Origin of the sequence: Rhodoflexus caldus (assembly GCF_021206925.1) — a bacterium.
Classification (GTDB): Bacteria; Bacteroidota; Bacteroidia; order Cytophagales; family Thermoflexibacteraceae; genus Rhodoflexus; species Rhodoflexus caldus.
Genome location: NZ_JAJPRF010000001.1, coordinates 302,587 through 318,337, shown reverse-complemented (window position 1 = coordinate 318,337; position 15,751 = coordinate 302,587). Strand labels below are relative to the sequence as shown.

At 48.0% G+C, this 15,751-nt stretch carries 14 protein-coding genes; 5 read left to right on the top strand and 9 right to left on the bottom strand.

The annotated features are described in order from the left end of the window. Positions 1-72: 72 nt before the first annotated feature. From NDK19_RS01310 to yajC, 5 genes are read right to left on the bottom strand one after another with little or no spacing between them, the layout of a single operon-like run. Complete coding sequence (locus tag NDK19_RS01310) at positions 73-552, bottom strand: hypothetical protein (protein WP_250630019.1); 480 nt, start codon at positions 550-552, stop codon at positions 73-75. Next, positions 549-980: a hypothetical protein gene (locus NDK19_RS01305; RefSeq protein WP_250630018.1), complete on the bottom strand. Its 432-nt coding sequence runs from the start codon at positions 978-980 to the stop codon at positions 549-551. The genes NDK19_RS01310 and NDK19_RS01305 overlap by 4 nt, the downstream gene beginning before the upstream one ends. Further along, positions 980-1,588, bottom strand: a complete 609-nt coding sequence (gene coaE, locus NDK19_RS01300) for a dephospho-CoA kinase (protein WP_250630017.1) — start codon at positions 1,586-1,588, stop codon at positions 980-982. Before coaE ends, NDK19_RS01305 begins: the two co-directional genes overlap by 1 nt. Beyond that, the gene (locus NDK19_RS01295) at positions 1,554-2,546 is read right to left on the bottom strand and encodes a YbbR-like domain-containing protein (RefSeq protein ID WP_250630016.1); all 993 of its coding nucleotides are present in this window, start codon (positions 2,544-2,546) and stop codon (positions 1,554-1,556) included. The genes coaE and NDK19_RS01295 overlap by 35 nt, the downstream gene beginning before the upstream one ends. 7 nt (positions 2,547-2,553) lie before the next feature. After that, the gene (gene yajC / locus NDK19_RS01290; RefSeq protein WP_250630015.1) at positions 2,554-2,883 is read right to left on the bottom strand and encodes a preprotein translocase subunit YajC; all 330 of its coding nucleotides are present in this window, start codon (positions 2,881-2,883) and stop codon (positions 2,554-2,556) included. Positions 2,884-3,030: 147 nt separating this feature from the next. Between yajC and NDK19_RS01285 the strand changes: the two genes are divergently transcribed. Then, positions 3,031-4,797 carry an ABC transporter ATP-binding protein gene (locus NDK19_RS01285; protein WP_250630014.1) on the top strand — a complete coding sequence of 589 codons (1,767 nt, stop codon included), beginning with the start codon at positions 3,031-3,033 and terminating at the stop codon, positions 4,795-4,797. Here NDK19_RS01285 and porG read toward each other — a convergent pair. Both porG and hisB read right to left on the bottom strand, forming a co-directional pair. Then, positions 4,794-5,504: a type IX secretion system protein PorG gene (gene porG, locus NDK19_RS01280; protein WP_250630013.1), complete on the bottom strand. Its 711-nt coding sequence runs from the start codon at positions 5,502-5,504 to the stop codon at positions 4,794-4,796. The two genes, NDK19_RS01285 and porG, sit on opposite strands and share 4 nt — an antisense overlap. A gap of 89 nt (positions 5,505-5,593) precedes the next feature. After that, complete coding sequence (gene hisB / locus NDK19_RS01275) at positions 5,594-6,688, bottom strand: bifunctional histidinol-phosphatase/imidazoleglycerol-phosphate dehydratase HisB (RefSeq protein WP_250630012.1); 1,095 nt, start codon at positions 6,686-6,688, stop codon at positions 5,594-5,596. Between the two features lie 161 nt (positions 6,689-6,849). On the opposite strand from hisB, the gene NDK19_RS01270 reads away from it, so the two are divergent. From NDK19_RS01270 to dcd, 3 genes are all read left to right on the top strand, one after another. Then, a complete protein-coding gene (locus tag NDK19_RS01270) occupies positions 6,850-8,079 on the top strand; it encodes a murein hydrolase activator EnvC family protein (RefSeq protein ID WP_250630198.1) in 1,230 nt (409 codons plus the stop codon). A gap of 68 nt (positions 8,080-8,147) precedes the next feature. Next, the gene (locus tag NDK19_RS01265; RefSeq protein WP_250630011.1) at positions 8,148-9,197 is read left to right on the top strand and encodes an ATP-grasp domain-containing protein; all 1,050 of its coding nucleotides are present in this window, start codon (positions 8,148-8,150) and stop codon (positions 9,195-9,197) included. An 83-nt stretch (positions 9,198-9,280) separates the two neighbouring features. Beyond that, positions 9,281-9,817, top strand: a complete 537-nt coding sequence (dcd, locus tag NDK19_RS01260) for a dCTP deaminase (RefSeq protein ID WP_250630010.1) — start codon at positions 9,281-9,283, stop codon at positions 9,815-9,817. Here the strand turns inward: dcd and NDK19_RS01255 are convergent. Beyond that, positions 9,814-10,590: a YdcF family protein gene (locus NDK19_RS01255; protein ID WP_250630009.1), complete on the bottom strand. Its 777-nt coding sequence runs from the start codon at positions 10,588-10,590 to the stop codon at positions 9,814-9,816. The two genes, dcd and NDK19_RS01255, sit on opposite strands and share 4 nt — an antisense overlap. 207 nt (positions 10,591-10,797) lie before the next feature. After that, the gene (locus NDK19_RS01250) at positions 10,798-12,423 is read right to left on the bottom strand and encodes a GMC family oxidoreductase (protein ID WP_250630008.1); all 1,626 of its coding nucleotides are present in this window, start codon (positions 12,421-12,423) and stop codon (positions 10,798-10,800) included. Positions 12,424-12,566: 143 nt separating this feature from the next. On the opposite strand from NDK19_RS01250, the gene NDK19_RS01245 reads away from it, so the two are divergent. Further along, positions 12,567-15,749 carry a SusC/RagA family TonB-linked outer membrane protein gene (locus NDK19_RS01245; RefSeq protein ID WP_250630007.1) on the top strand — a complete coding sequence of 1,061 codons (3,183 nt, stop codon included), beginning with the start codon at positions 12,567-12,569 and terminating at the stop codon, positions 15,747-15,749. The last annotated feature ends 2 nt before the right edge of the window (positions 15,750-15,751 follow it).

Below are 15,751 nucleotides of genomic sequence, written 5' to 3'. Positions count from 1 at the left end.
CGGCCTCCGAGCACAAAAAAAGGCAGCACACTCAGATGCTGCCCTGATATTGTTTGTTGAAGCAAGGTGTTATTACATCTTCATTTTATTAACCAACTCCTGCACGCGATTTTTGATAGCTTCAACTTTGTCGCGCAGGTCTTTTTGGATAGCTATCATTTGCTCGGGAGTTGTTTCAATGCGGTCGTGGGAATGGTGGTGGTGGCCTTCGCCTTCCTTATCATGTGAGTGGTCGTGCTCGTAGCCGGGGACTTCTACCACGGTCTCTCCCCAAGCTTTCAGTGCTTTTTCGGTTTCTTCTGCTTCGGTCAGCATGGCGCGAATGGGCAGTGCCAGCGAATCGGCGCCGGCCTTGGAAAGGCTGTCGGCGCGTGCCTGCAAAGACGGAACGGCCTCTTTCACCTGTTTGAGCAATGCAATGGTTTCTTTTTCAAAACCCATTGCCTGCTGATGGTACTGTACGGCTTCTGCCAGTTGTTGCTGTTCCTTTTCGCTTGGGCCGCATGACCAGAGTATTGCACCTGTTAAGAGAGCGAATAAAATGTTTCTCATTTTGCTTTGATGTTTTGGAATCGTTTCATGCCAAAGGTAGCGGTTTGTTGCTGCATTTGTTGTGCCTCGCGATGTTGCAGCCAAGTATAAGCGGAAATGGCAACGGTAAACAGCAAGGGCATCCAGAATGCCAGCCGGTCGTTGCGTGTAGCCGAAGGGCGGTAGGCACGGTACAGCGCTACCGACAATAACACTACCTGCAATGCTATCAACCAAGTTTGGTAGCCGGCAACCGTTCCGGTAAGAGCTAGCAAAGTATTACTTGCGCCTAATGCCAGCGGTAAAAAGGGCAACAGGCAGCACAGAGAGTGCAGCAGGAGCGTGGTAAATATGGCAGGAACTAATATGCGCTTGGTTTGCATAGGACTGACGTACTGAATAGTGGCGCAAGTTACGCAAACAGACAGAATAATGCAACTTTGTTGCATTATTGCTTTTGGGCGCGCCTGAGCAACTCCTGATGCAAGCGGATGATTTGCGGAATGAGCATGTGGCTGCCGTCATTGACAATCACGTAATCGGCTATTTTAACCTTCTCGCTTTCAGGCATTTGCTTGCCAATGATGGCGGCTACTTCTTCGGGGCTGCGTTGCGGGTCGCGTTGCAGCACGCGTGCTATCCGCACTTCTTCGGGGGCTGTAACCACAACGAGTACGTCCAGTTGTTTGTAGCTGCCGGCTTCAATCATCAGGGCGGCCTCTTTGATGGCATAGGGCTTGCCTGCGGCCTGCTGCTGTGCAAGCCATTGTGCGCTGTCTTCGGCTACGCGCGGATGCACCAAACTGTTGAGCAATTGCAACTTTTCGGGCTGATTGAAAACCTGTGCTGCCATGTAGCTGCGGTTCAGCGAACCATCGGCCGCATAAGCTGCCGTGCCGAAGTGATGTATAATCTGATTTTTCAGTGATTCGTCGTGGGTTTGCAACCATTTGGCGCGGCTGTCGGCATCGTACACAGGTATGCCGAGCACGGCAAAAATGCGGCATACGGTACTTTTTCCGCTACCGATTCCGCCCGTTATTCCTACTTTTAGCATAGCTGACTTTAAAAACAGGTGGAACGACCTTGGGTTCAAAAAAATCTTCGGTGGTAATTAAGTCGGGCAGCAGGGTGGAGTCTTTCCAGCGCACCTTGCGCCAGTCTAACCAAAGCCTGATAGCGGTTGTATCGGTGGTCAATTCGTTGGTTGGCAGGGTGTAATATACCACTTTGGCAGTATTGGGCTGTACCGTTCCGGAACTGTCGGCAGGGAAGTTTTTCAGTTCAATAGCTACCGGGCGCTCTTTGCGAATGAAATATGCTGTTTGGAAACTGACATGCACCTGATTCAAATCGGCTGTGATAAAGCTCGATTTGGGGAATGATATCCGTACAATGTCGCTGAATGTGCCGCTGATTCCCGATTGGGCAAATTCGTACCTGATTAATTGTGCTGCCTTTTTAAGATTGGAAGGCGGCCCCTGAATTTTAATGCGGCGCGGGCTAACCTTGGGAGGGTACAAAAAGCGATGCCCTTCGGCAAGGCTGATGTGTTCGTAGCCCATAGGCAGCGTCAGCTCGTACTCGCGAATCGGCTCAAAATGGAAGCGGAGCGTATCGGGCTCACAGCGTTCAATTTTGGCACCGGGCAGGTTTTCGCTCAATTGCGGAATCAGCCGGCGCGTGGCTATGAACGATGTTTGCAGGGGCGCCTGTATTTCAAAAACAGTAGCGGGGACATCCTTTCGGAAATAAGTTTTTATCAGCCCCCAACCTGTTCCGCTGATGAGTACGTCCATTTTTTCGGGCAGCGGTTGCAGCGCAACCACATTGGTTGCCTGCGTTCTGAACAGAACCGGTACGCTGATTTTGGTTGTGTAGTTCTTGTTCAGCGCATTAAAAAGCCAAAGGAGCGCTGCCACGATGAAACTCAGCGTGATAGCGCTCCAGTCCCACCGTCCGAAGTTGCTCAGTTCCTGCCTGAGTGCCTGCAATATGGCGGCGGTAATCTTCAAACCGTGCTTATGATGTTACCGAAGGAGTGCCTTGGCCTTTGCTTTGTTCCAGCGAGATAGCCGTTTTTTCAAATTTCAGCGTAACGCCTTTGTCGGCTTCCAAATGTACCAAATTGCCTTCTATGGCAACAACTTTGCCGTGTAAACCCCCGATGGTAACTACATGGTCGCCTACGGCGATAGACTCTATGAATTTTTTCTGTTCTTTCTGACGTTTTTGCTGCGGGCGAATCATGAAGAAATAGAATACCAGAATGATGCCCGCAATAAAAATCAGGTTGGCAATGGAAGAACCGCTACTTGCCGCCTGCAATAAAATGGCTTGTATGTGCTGCATGAATAACAAAGTTAGGTTTGAACCGGTTACAAAGTTAATTCTCTGCGGGGTTTATTGAACTAATTTGAGCAATTTTGCGTACGCTTCTTCTTATCAACCGCTTGAATTACCCTCATTTATTACCTTTTTTCTCCGGCTTCGGATTGTATGGCACAACAGGAAACGGCTTCAGGCCAGATTTTTGACCGCAAAGTTCTCGCGGGAATTTTTCAGTTTGTCAAACCTTACATCGGCCGCTTTTATCTGCTGATAGTATTAACCGTGCTGATGGGGCTTTTGTCGCCGCTGCGCCCGTACCTGATTCAATACACGATTGACCATCACATTGCTCACAATGACATGGGTGGGCTGGTGCGGATGGTTTGGCTGATGATTGGTTTGGCATTGGTGCAGGCATTGGTGCAATTCAGCAATTCTTATCTTTCCGATTGGGTGGGGCAGCATGTCATCCGCGATATCCGCATTACGCTGTTCAAGCATTTGCTCTCGCTCAAAACACAGTATTTTGACCGTACACCTATCGGCAGGCTTGTAACCCGCAACATTTCCGACGTAGAAACACTCAATAACGTATTCACCGAAGGGCTGGCGGCCATTGTCGGCGATTTATTGCAACTGCTGTTTATTCTTGGGTTGATGCTCTACACCGACTGGCGGCTTACTTTGGTCAGTCTCAGCACTTTTCCGCTGCTGTTTGTGGCTACTTATATTTTTAAGGAAAAAATCAAGAAGGCGTTTAATTCGGTGCGGGTGGCGGTTGCCAACCTCAATTCGTTTGTGCAGGAACATATTACGGGCATGAGCATTGTACAGATTTTCAGCAGCGAGCAACGGGAGTTTGAGCGATTTAAAGAAATCAATCGTGAACATCGCAAGGCGCACCTCAAATCGGTAAAATATTATTCCATCTACTTCCCTGTTGCCGAAGTGATTGGCGCAATTGCAACAGGCATGTTGGTTTGGTACGGTGCAAAAGGCGTGATACAAGAGCACCTGACGCTTGGTACGTTGGTGGCGTTCATCATGTATATTTCCATGTTTTTCCGCCCGATTCGTCTGATTGCTGACCGTTTTAATACGCTGCAAATGGGCATTGTCAGCGGCGACCGCCTGATGAAAATTCTCAACAGTCGCGAGCAAATTCAAAATACGGGTACGTATCGGCCTGCTTCTATCAGGGGGGATGTAACTTTTGAAAATGTTTGGTTTGCCTACAACGACGAAGATTACGTACTGAAAAATATCAATTTTGAAGCACATCGCGGGCAAACAGTGGCGCTCGTAGGTGCTACGGGTGCCGGCAAATCTTCTACCATCAACCTCATCAGCCGATTCTACGACGTTAATCAGGGGCGCATCTTGTTCGACGGGGTAGATATTCGCGAGTACGAGTTGTATTTTCTCCGCCGCCGCATAGGTATTGTATTGCAGGATGTATTCCTGTTTTCGGGCAGCATTATGGACAATATTACGCTTGGTAATGAGGAAATAACCTTGGAGCAAGTGCAAAAAGCGGCTGAGTTGGTGGGTGCGCTGTCCTTTATTGAGCGGCTGCCCGGCGGCTTTGACTACAACGTGATGGAGCGCGGTGCCACGCTTTCCGTAGGCCAGCGACAACTGATTTCGTTCGTTCGGGCAATGGTGTATAACCCCGACATCATCATTTTAGATGAGGCTACCTCTTCGGTGGACAGCGAAACCGAAAAAATGATTCAGGATGCTATCGGCAAAATGATGAAAGGCAGAACGGCCATTATCATTGCACACCGCTTGGCCACCATTCAAAACGCCGACCGCATTATTGTGCTGGACAAAGGCGAAATCAAAGAAATGGGCAAACACGACGAACTGCTGGCACTGGGTGGCTACTACGCCCGCCTGCACAAAATGCAGTACAAAGAAATGGCGGCTTAGTCTGCCGCAAACGGCTCGGCACAGCGCACTGAATAGAATACGTAGCTCAGCGTAATGCCCGCAAAATAGTACATGTCTTTGCTGTACGGGTTGCTTTGCCGGAACTTGGTATTCGCTTCATTGAAGTCAATCCCGTCAATGCGGTCGGTGAAGGTTTTGCGTGCGCCAAATTCAAATCCCAGATTCCAGTTGGGGTGCATATAGTGCTTTACGCCCACGCCAAAAGGAATGACAACGTGTGTGCCGCCATAGTCGCGATTGTCCAAATAGTTGGTTTTTCCGCTGTGATTGGCTACGGCTACGCCTCCAAACAGAAACGGACACCATTTTTCCATCCGCCGCCGGTCGGTTTTCCGAAAATTGAAAAAATTATATTCGGCTGTAAGTGCAAGCTCCCGCATATTGCTGCGGAAATAGAAATCGCGTTTTTGCTGAAAAGGGTCTGCAAAAATGCTGTCGCGCCCCATCAGGTCAGTTACCATCAGGTTGGCACGTAGGCTGAGAAAGTAAAAAGGATTGTAGCGGAAGAAAATATTTCCGCCCAATTTTGAATTTTCTACGCGAAAGGCAGGGGCGACATCTCCTTTGTAGTTTCCTGCTCCTATGCCTGCGCCTACCTCGTAGCGCTGTGCACTCGCTGTTGCAATAAAACCAAAACAAACGGCTGCCATCAGCAGCAACCGCTGTTTATTAAAAACCAATGACATGTTTACGGACTGAGTAAGTTTAGTAGGCTTTCTCCATTAGCAGCACCTCGTTGCCATATGCCCAAAATTAGTGCCATACCGCTCGGGCATTATAAAATGCCTTTGGTGCTTGGAATGCTCGTATCGCCCGGGCGCAGGGCAATAGCCGAACGGATGGCTCTTGCAAATGCTTTAAACAGAATTTCAATCTGATGGTGGTCGTTATCGCCTGAAAACTGCATGTTTAAGTTGCATTTGGCCGTATCGGAGAACGACTTGAAAAAGTGATAAACCATTTCCGTAGGCATTTGTCCCACTTTTTCGCGGTGGAACTTGCCGTTCCAGACCAACCAAGGGCGGCCGGAAAAGTCAATGCTTACTTGTGCCAGTGCATCGTCCATGGGCAGTATGGCAAAGCCGTAACGCTCGATACCTTTTTTATTGCCCAATGCACGCGCAAAAGCCTCTCCAAGTGCCAGCGCGGTGTCTTCTATGGTATGATGTTCGTCTATGTGCAAATCGCCGATGACCTGTACTTCAAGGCTACAGCCCGAGTGGCGCGCCAGTTGGTCGAGCATATGGTCAAAAAAGCCCAGCCCTGTTGCCATTTCCGACCGTCCTTTGCCATCCATCCGAAGCGTAACCCGAATATCTGTTTCGTTGGTTTTTCTGTGAACGGTAGCGCTGCGCCCATTGGCTGCCAGCAGAAAATCGGCGATTTGGTGCCAGTCCGAAGTGCAGAGGGCAGCACGCTCATCGGTTTTGCCTATCAACACCGATTGGCAGCCCAGATTTTCGGCAAGTTGTACATCGGTCAAACGGTCGCCGATGACAAAACTGTTGGCAAGGTCGTAGCTCCCGTCCATATACGCCGTGAGCATAGCCGTTCCGGGTTTGCGTGTGGGCAGGTTTTCATGCGGGAAAGATCGGTCAATATGTATGGCATCAAACAGAATGCCTTCCGCAGCGAGGATATCCAACATTTTTTGATGAGCAGGCCAGAAGGTGTCTTCGGGGAAACTTGCCGTGCCTAAACCATCTTGGTTAGTTACCATCACCAGTTCATAAATACCTGCCTTTGCTATCCTTGCCAGTGCCCCGATAGCGCCGGGCAAAAACGCCAGTTTTTCGTATGAATCTATCTGTTCATCAGGTGGTTCAACAATGATGGTGCCGTCGCGGTCTATGAAAAGTGCCTTTTTCATTCTGTTAAATTTGCATAAATTTGAAGCTCAACATCTGCATTCCCCTCAGACAACTCTCACTTGATTTACCCATGCGAAACATCCTGCTAACATTGTGCTTCTTATTTGCTTGTAGGGAAATCTATGCGCAAAGGAACAACAATCTTGATTCATTGGAGACGGTGCGGCTCAAAAATCAGAAGAAAATAGAAGAGTTGAATCAAACGATTATCTCAACGGGCAGAACAAAAGAGGCTACGTTGAGTGAGTATCTGACACGTAAGACCATTTTGGAGCGCTACATCAAAGAGATTAAGATTGTTCAGGAAAAGCAGGCATGGATTCAAGAGCAGATTAGGGAAACGCAGGAACTGATAGAAGCGCTTGAAAAGGATGAAGCACAATTGCGGCAGAATTATCAGAAAACCATCTTTGAACTTTCCAAGCAGGAAAATCAGCCAAAGAATGCTACGGCCAACTTGCTTGCCATAGATTCATGGAACGATGTTAATCAAAAGAAAAATAACCTGACGCAGTACGAACGCACGCGAAGAGAGCAGCTAAATGCCATTGCGGCGACAGTCAAGAAATTGACGGAGCGCAAAAAACAATTGGCTGAATTGGAGCAACTCCGCCAAGCAACGGAACAGTCGCTGAAAAGTAACATTGCCTTTGAAATGCAGCAACGAAAAGAACTTGACCTGCGAGTGAAGGAACTGCAAAAGCGAGAAAAAGATTTCATAGAACGCAAGGAGGCATTAGAAAGATTTAACAAGTCCATCACAAGGGAAATAGATAATATCTTGGCCGCCAGAGGTGCAGATTGGAACAACTCCAAAACCAACGCCATAGCTGCCGTGCCGCAACCAGAGGCCGTAAATGCCGTGCGTAATAAAACAACGACCGCCAAGTCGGCAGGAAAGGCAGCAGAAACCCGCCCTCAATATTCAGGAGCGGCGAAAGCCACACCGACAGGCAGCATACGCAACAATGTGTTTGCCGAAAACAAATCGCTGCTGCCTTGGCCGGTAGATAAATACAATCTTATTGCATCAAGATTCGGTATTCATAACTACCCGGGCATATCTAACATAGAAATTGAGAATTTGGGAATAGATATTCTCACCATGCGCAACGAGCCTGTGCGAAGTGTGTTTGACGGCGTGGTTACAGTTGTCAGTCAAGACCCTGATATGGGCTGGGTAGTGATTGTGCAGCACGATGATTATCTGTGCATATATGCGCGCCTGCAAAATGTTGCGGTAAAGGTAGGCAGCCGCGTTAAAGCCCGCGCAGTGCTGGGTACTGTCGGTTTGAACCGCGACGGATACCCGATGCTCCAATTCCAGATATGGAAAAATCGGCAAAGCCTCAACCCCGAAGACTGGCTGGCAAAAAACACCGACAATTGAGCTAAATACTTGTAAATGATGTACGTAGCTTTGTAAATTTGCATTGTCCAACCTTAATTCCTATAACTTTGAAAAAAATCGGCATCTTACACGGAAAAGAAAGAACCTTTCCACAGGCATTTGTTGAACGCGTAAATCAGAAAACACAAGGCAAAAATATTATTGCAGAGCCTGTGTCTATAGAAAGTGTTGAGCAGGGCGAGCCTTCCGGCTATGCCGTTATTATTGACCGCATTTCTCAGGATGTACCCTTCTACCGCGCCTATCTGAAAAATGCGGCTCTCAACGGAACGGCTGTTATCAACAACCCGTTTTGGTGGAGCGCAGACGAAAAGTTTTTTAACAACTGCTTGGCAACCAAAATAGGTGTTCCCGTACCTAAAACAGTGCTGCTGCCTTCTCACCGGATGCCACCCGATACAAACGAACACTCATTTACTAACCTTTTCGGCCACTACAACTGGGAAAAAGCATGGGAAACCATCGGATTCCCTGCTTATATGAAGCCTCATGCAGGCGGTGGCTGGAAAAATGTTTACAAACTCAACAGCTTAGGCGATTTTTACAGCAAGCACCCCGAAACAGGCGATTTGGTGATGCTTTTGCAAGAAGAAATCCAGTTTACCGATTACTTCCGCTGCTATTGCATCGGCCAAAAAGATGTGCGCATTATGCCTTATGAGCCGCGCAATCCGCATCATTTGCGCTATGTGGCCGAAACCAAAGCAACAGGCGCTGCTGCTAAAAAACTGCTGGCAACCATAAAAGACTATGTGTTGCGCCTCAACAAAGCACTTGGCTACGATTTCAATACTGCCGAATTTGCCGTTCGCGACGGTATTCCATATGCAATTGACTTCTGTAACCCTGCACCCGATGCCGACGTGCACTCGGTAGGTCAGGAAAATTTTGAGTGGGTAGTAGAAGCTGCTGCCAATATGGCCATTGAACGTGCGAAAAAGAACAAAGAAGGCCAAATGAACCTGACTTGGGGCGAGTTTACTTCGCAAGCCTGTTTAGGATTACCGGTAAGCAATCCTGACCTTGTGAAGAAAACCGCTAAAGACGAAGCACCCAAAGCAGAGGTTACGCTGAAAAAACGCACGACAAAAAAATAATTTGACTGTTGCTTTTTTGTCTGAATAAGCCTTCGCCTCTGCTGCGGGGGCTTATTTTTTAATTCGTAAATTCTCTTTTGCTTATGATTCTGACCGACCTTGAAATTTTAAAACATATTCAATCAGGCCAAATTGTTATTGAGCCTTTTCGCGAAGAGTGTCTTGGCACCAATTCATATGACGTACATCTGGGAAAATGGCTCGCCACTTATGATGAAGAGGTGCTGGATGCCCGCAGACACAATACCATCAGCACCTTTGAAATACCGGAAGAAGGCTACGTGTTAGAACCGGGTAAACTTTACTTAGGTGTTACGCAAGAATACACCGAAACCCATGCGCATGTGCCGTTTCTGGAAGGCAAGTCGAGCGTAGGCAGGCTGGGGATTGATATTCACGCTACGGCAGGCAAAGGCGATGTAGGTTTTTGCAATCATTGGACGCTTGAAATATCGGTTTCCCAACGCGTGCGGGTATATGCCGGAATGCCCATTGGGCAGCTTATTTTCTTTACCATTCAGGGTGAAATCAGGCATTATTACAACCGCAAGCCATCCGCCAAGTATAACGAACGCCACGAAAAGCCGGTAGAATCCATGATGTGGAAAAATAAGTTTTAGATATAGCCTGCCAGCCGATATACGACAATCCCTGTCCATTCTTTGAGCAGAATATTCCATCGGTCAATGGCAACTGCAGAGGGTACGGTCATGCGCCCAATGTCAAAGAAGCGGTCTTCACTGTAAAAATCGGCAGGAAACGGCAGCGCCTCAATGCCCTGTTTCCGAAAGCAAAGCATTGCTCGGCGCATATGAAAAGCCGATGTTACCATGATGCACTCGGCGGGGCTGATGCCGTTTTTTTGCAACAGTTGTGCGGTGTAAACCGCATTTTCATGTGTGTTGAGCGATAATTCATCCGTGAGAATATCTTCATCGGGTATGCCTGCCATTCGGCAAATGGAAACAACGTTATTTGCTCCTTTGGCTGCAATGGCAGACAGCTTGTCAATATACGCTCCGCTGATGATTATCTTTTTTACCTTGCCCTCTTTGTAAAGCCTGATGGCATACAGCAGTCGGTCGGCACCGCGCATGAAATACACTCGGTCTTTGGGCGATTTGCTGTCCTGCGTCATGCCCATCAGCACGATGGCGGCTTTGTATTTATCGTTCGGCACATTGGCAAACGGAGTAGGGGGGACTTCCCATTGCAGCAAAACTTCATTGGCAAGCCACGGATTGCCCAGCAGCCAAAAGGTAACAGTTACGGCAATCAATAGATGTTTGCGCCTTTTGGCATTTCGGGTGAGCCATGCCCACAAAAGCCCACCCATCAGCCAGAACAAGGGGTTAATCAGGAAAGTCAGTAGTTTGGAAAACAGGAAAAACATGCTGCAATTTAGCAATCAGTCAAATTAAAAAGTGCATAATAGAGCAAGCGGGTTGCCACTGCTTTTTACATTTAAACCTGACAGAACTCCACGAACTATCAGGTTTAAATACTTGCTTTTCAATAATTTACACAAAAGATTTCCGCAAACCACTTGCGCTTTTTATGCTAATTCCAAAATGCCGCCATACCAATTTGTGTTGCTTGCTTAACTGTTCGCGTAATCGGCCAGTACCATATCGGCTGCTTTTTCGCCAATCATAATACAGGCAGCATTGGTATTGCCCGATACTATGCGCGGCATAATAGACGCATCTGCTATGCGCAAGCCCTCGATACCATGCACTTGCAGCCGTTCATTGACTACCGAAAGTTCATCGCTGCCCATCTTACAAGTACCTACCGGATGATAAACCGTTTCAAACGAACGGCGTATATGGTTTGCCCACTCGTCATCGCTGATATTGGGAAGCGGGAAATGCAGGCGGTCGCGCAGACCATCGAGCGCTTGTTGCTGCAAAATTTCCTGTGCTATCTTGCCGCCTTTAACCAGCAGTTGCAGGTCTGCTTCTTGCGACAGGAACAAGGGCTGAATAACAGGTGCATCGGTAGGGTTGGCGGAGCGCAGTTTGACATAACCGCGGCTTTGCGGCTGTAAAAGGGTCGGCAAGATGACAAAACCATCGCGGTCGGTAGGATAGTTGCTCAGGTCATAAATGTCTATTCCGTACTTATCGCCCACCTGTACGGGTGCCATGTGCAGTTGCAGGTCGGGTTGCACGGCATCCGGTGTGGTTTTTACAAAAGCATTGGCTTCCAGTGGCCCTGTGGTGAGTACGCCTTTTTTTGTGGTCAGGTAGGTAAAAAGTGCCCCCAGCATGTTCAGTGGTTTTAGCACGTGGTTTTTGCCTACTGCCTGTTTAGAAAGCATACTGACAGGATAGAACAAATGGTCGTGCAGATTTTTACCTACACCTTCCAGCCGATGCTTAACCTCTATGCCGTGCGGCCGTAAATCGTCAGTTGCGCCGATGCCCGAAAGCATGAGCAGTTGTGGGGACGCAAAAGCGCCTGCACTGACTATGACTTCTTTATTGGCTTTGAAAGTTTGCAGAGTGCCTTTTACCAAACACTCTACCCCTGTTGCCTTGTCGTTGGCCAGTAAAATTTTGGTTGTGTGGGCTTGGGTAACGATGGTGAGGTTAGGGCGGTTGATTGCGGTTTTAATGAAAGCCGTTGCCGTGCTGTGCCGCCTGCCGTTTTTGATGGTAAATTGAAAAAAGCCTGCGCCTTCCTGTTGTGCGCCGTTGAAATCGTCTGTTTTTGGAATACCTGTTTGCGCACAGGCTTCTATGAATGCCGGGCCATAGGGCGTAACAAATGCCAAATTGCTCACATTCAACAGCCCGTTTTGTCCGTGGTATTCGTTGCGGATGGTTTCGTTGTATTCCGATTTTTTGAAATAAGGCAGCACACTTTGATAGTCCCAGCCCCGATTGCCCGCTGCTGCCCACAAATCAAAGTCATTCCGATGTCCTCTGATATAAGCCATTGCATTGGTGCTGCTGCTTCCTCCCAGTGTTTTGCCGCGGGGCAGAAAAATGCTGCGGTTTTCGGCGAAGGGTTGCGGCTCGGAGTAAAAAGCCCAGTCCACCTCGGTGCGAAACAAATCCGTATAGCCGCCGGGGATGTGAATTTTCATATGGCTGTCGGGTTTGCCTGCTTCCAGCAGCAGCACGCTGTTAGCCGGATTTTCCGAAAGGCGGTGTGCCAACACGCAGCCTGCCGAGCCGGCCCCAACAATGATGAAATCGTAAGAAGTGAGGTTTTTCATATTTACGATGTAAAACAAGGTTACAACCGCAATTAAGCAAGTTTTATACGGATAGTAAGGATTTTTTTTAACGTTTTTTTGATTTTCATTGATACTTTTCGTAGCATTGACGCGAATTTGTTGAACCTACTAAATTTCAAAGCATGAAGCGATTCCTACTCTTCAGTGCATTATGGGCGCTGATAGCGTGCTCGGTGTATGCACAGGATCGGGTGATTTCGGGTAAAATTATCTCTGCTGAGGATAATTCGCCCCTCCCCGGCGTTAACGTATTGGCAAAGGGAACCAGCACAGGCGTGGTTTCTGATGGTGAAGGCAAGTACAAGCTGAGTGTTCCGGAAGGGACAACCAAGCTTGTATTTTCATTTGTAGGCTTCCTGACGCAGGAGGTGGAAATTGGTGGCAGAACGACCATAGATGTTGTGTTAGCCCCTGATACCAAGCAGTTGAGCGAAGTGGTTGTAACAGCACAAGGCATCGCCCGTGAGAAAAGAGCCTTAGGTTATGCAGTTGCAACAGTTAATCAGAATGCAATTGCAGACCGCCCACTGGCCGACGTTGGTCGCGTACTGCAAGGTAAAATCGCCGGTGTAAACATCACTCAGACATCAGGTGTTTCCGGTACCGGTACCAACATTACCATTCGCGGTTATTCTTCCATTACAGGCTCGGTTCAGCCGCTCTTCGTAGTGGACGGTGTGCCTTTTAACTCTGCCACTAACGCACAGGGTAACTTTATTAACGGTGGTCAGACTGCATCCAGCCGCTTTTTGGATATTGACCCCAATAACATTGAGAACGTTTCTGTATTGAAAGGTTTGGCTGCCGCCGTACTTTACGGCGACCAAGGCCGCAACGGTGTAATCTTGATTACAACTAAGAACGCCAGCACTAAAAACAAGCCTGCCGAAATTACACTGACACAGTCTGTTTTTGGTAACACTGCCGTTCTGCCGGTGTATCAAAACACTTATATTGGTGGTTTCCAACAAAACTCAGGTTACTTCTTCAGTAACTGGGGACCCAGCATCAGTGAGTACCAGCGCCGTCAGGAGCTTGGATTGTCTATCGGTGCTTTCCCTTCACACCCGTATGCAGTATTGCAAGATGCCGGTTTGCGAGCTGCTTTTGCTGATTTTGTAGCTAATAACCCATATCCGATTACCACCTTCCCGAACAACGTGCGCGATTTCTTCCGCACCGGTATAGTAAGCAATACATCGCTCAACCTTAGCGGTGGTAATGGTACTACCAGTTACAACGTTTCAGTAGGCTACAATCGCGAGCAGGGTTATATTCCCAACAACGATTTGGCGCGTTTAACATTGGGCTTGGGTGCTCGCACGCAAGTAGTGAAAGGTGTAACCATCAATACTTCATTCAACTTTGTCAATACCGACGTGCAAACTCCTCCACTGAACGCCGGTCAGGGTAACAACACGTTGAACGGTTTCCCTTCTGTGTTAGCAAACGTGATGTACACCCCGCGTAACATAGATTTGATGGGATTGCCTTTTGAAAGCCCTGTTGATAACCGCAGTGTTTACTTCCGCAGTGGTAACGACATTCCGAACCCTCGTTGGATTTTGAAATACTACAAAACGCCAAGCATTACTAACCGCTTCTTTACATCTAACTCGGTTATCGTAGATTTGGCAGAGAACCTTTCTGTTACTTACCGCGTAGGTCTAGATACTTACAACGAACGTCAGGAAGCTCAGTTTAACAAAGGTGGTGTGGACTTCGTACAAGGTGCATATTTCACCCGCGACATCGTAAACACGATTTGGAACCACGACGTAATTATGTCTTATTCCAAACAGTTGAACGACAAACTGACCTTGGCCGGTAAGTTGGGTGCCAACATGCGTAACGACCGTTACGATGAGCAATCCATCCGCAGTGTTAACCAGTTGGCATTCGGTCTGATGCGCCACAACAACTTTATCGATAACGCTGCAACCAGCTTCACACAAGAGCAAACCCGTATAGGTGTTTACGGTGAAGTTACGGCTGACTACAGAAACTTCTTGTTTGCCAACTTTGCAGCCCGCAATGACTGGACTTCTACTGTGGAATTGGCTAACCGCCGTATTTTCTACCCATCCGGCAGTATTTCATTCATTCCTACCACAGCATTTGAAGGACTTCAGTCAAGCACATTGAACGAGTTAAAAATTCGTGCCGGTGTGGGTACTTCTGCGGGTTTCCCTACGCCATACAGCACACGTAATATTCTGAACCAAAACTCACGTGCATTCTTAGATGCAAGTGGCAACGTTTCTCAGACTCACACAGTAGACAATTTCTTAGGCAACCCAAACCTGAAGCCGGAGTTAATTACCGAATATGAGTTGGGTGTTGAAAGCAAACTGTTCAACAACAAAATTGGTGTGGACTTCACATGGTATCGCCGCGAGACTACCAACCTGATTACCAACACGCCAATTGACCCTGCCACAGGTTATACCAGCACTGCCATTAACATCGGTAAAATCCGTAACACGGGTGTTGAATTGGCTGTAAACGCAACTCCTATCCGCAAAGATGATTTCTCATGGGAAACTGTGCTGAACTTCAGCCGCAACGTACCTATTACAGTAGAATTGGGCGGACAGTTGCAAGAGGTTGTGGTAGCAGGCTTTACTAACTTAGGCAACTTTGCTGTTCCGGGACGTCCTTTCAACATGATTAAAGGTACTGCCTTCCGTCGTGATGCTAACGGCAACCGCATTGTAGATGGTGGTGGCTTGTATCTGGCTGACCCTAACCTGCGCGAGCTGGGCGACCCTAACCCTGCATTCAATACTTCATGGATTAACACATTGAACTACAAAGGTTTCAGCTTTAACCTGATGCTCGAATATCGCCACGGTGGTGCGTTGTATTCCAGTACGGCAGGTGCTTTGCTGGGTCGCGGTTTGACCAAGGATACAGAGTTCGACCGTTCTCAAACCTTCATTCTGCCCGGTGTGAAGCAAGATGGTACGCCAAACGATATCCAGATTACGGCATCCGATTATCACTTTAACTCCATCTATTTCTTTGGTGATGAAGGCCGTATTTTTGACGGTTCAACTTTCCGTATCCGTGAGGCATCTCTGTCTTACAATTTGCCTAAAAATCTGGTAGCTAAAACACCGTTCAAGGGCGTTTCCGTATCGCTGCAAGGCAACAACCTCTGGTATCGTGCTATCAACATACCGAAGTATTTGCGTCTGGATACCGATAACTTAGGTTTAGGTGTAGGCAACGGTTTGGGCTTTGAGTTCCTGACAGGTCCTGCTTCCCGTCGTTTCGGTGGTACGCTCCGTCTTAACTTCTAACA

What these genes read in the sequence shown, in the direction of transcription:
- NDK19_RS01285 (WP_250630014.1), top strand. Translation starts at nt 3,031, where the DNA reads ATGGCACAACAGGAAACGGCTTCAGGCCAGATTTTTGACCGCAAAGTT.
- NDK19_RS01305 (WP_250630018.1), bottom strand. Translation starts at nt 980, where the DNA reads ATGCAACAAAGTTGCATTATTCTGTCTGTTTGCGTAACTTGCGCCACT.
- NDK19_RS01310 (WP_250630019.1), bottom strand. Translation starts at nt 552, where the DNA reads ATGAGAAACATTTTATTCGCTCTCTTAACAGGTGCAATACTCTGGTCA.
- hisB (WP_250630012.1), bottom strand. Translation starts at nt 6,688, where the DNA reads ATGAAAAAGGCACTTTTCATAGACCGCGACGGCACCATCATTGTTGAA.
- porG (WP_250630013.1), bottom strand. Translation starts at nt 5,504, where the DNA reads ATGTCATTGGTTTTTAATAAACAGCGGTTGCTGCTGATGGCAGCCGTT.
- yajC (WP_250630015.1), bottom strand. Translation starts at nt 2,883, where the DNA reads ATGCAGCACATACAAGCCATTTTATTGCAGGCGGCAAGTAGCGGTTCT.
- NDK19_RS01245 (WP_250630007.1), top strand. Translation starts at nt 12,567, where the DNA reads ATGAAGCGATTCCTACTCTTCAGTGCATTATGGGCGCTGATAGCGTGC.
- dcd (WP_250630010.1), top strand. Translation starts at nt 9,281, where the DNA reads ATGATTCTGACCGACCTTGAAATTTTAAAACATATTCAATCAGGCCAA.
- NDK19_RS01250 (WP_250630008.1), bottom strand. Translation starts at nt 12,423, where the DNA reads ATGAAAAACCTCACTTCTTACGATTTCATCATTGTTGGGGCCGGCTCG.
- coaE (WP_250630017.1), bottom strand. Translation starts at nt 1,588, where the DNA reads ATGCTAAAAGTAGGAATAACGGGCGGAATCGGTAGCGGAAAAAGTACC.
- NDK19_RS01255 (WP_250630009.1), bottom strand. Translation starts at nt 10,590, where the DNA reads ATGTTTTTCCTGTTTTCCAAACTACTGACTTTCCTGATTAACCCCTTG.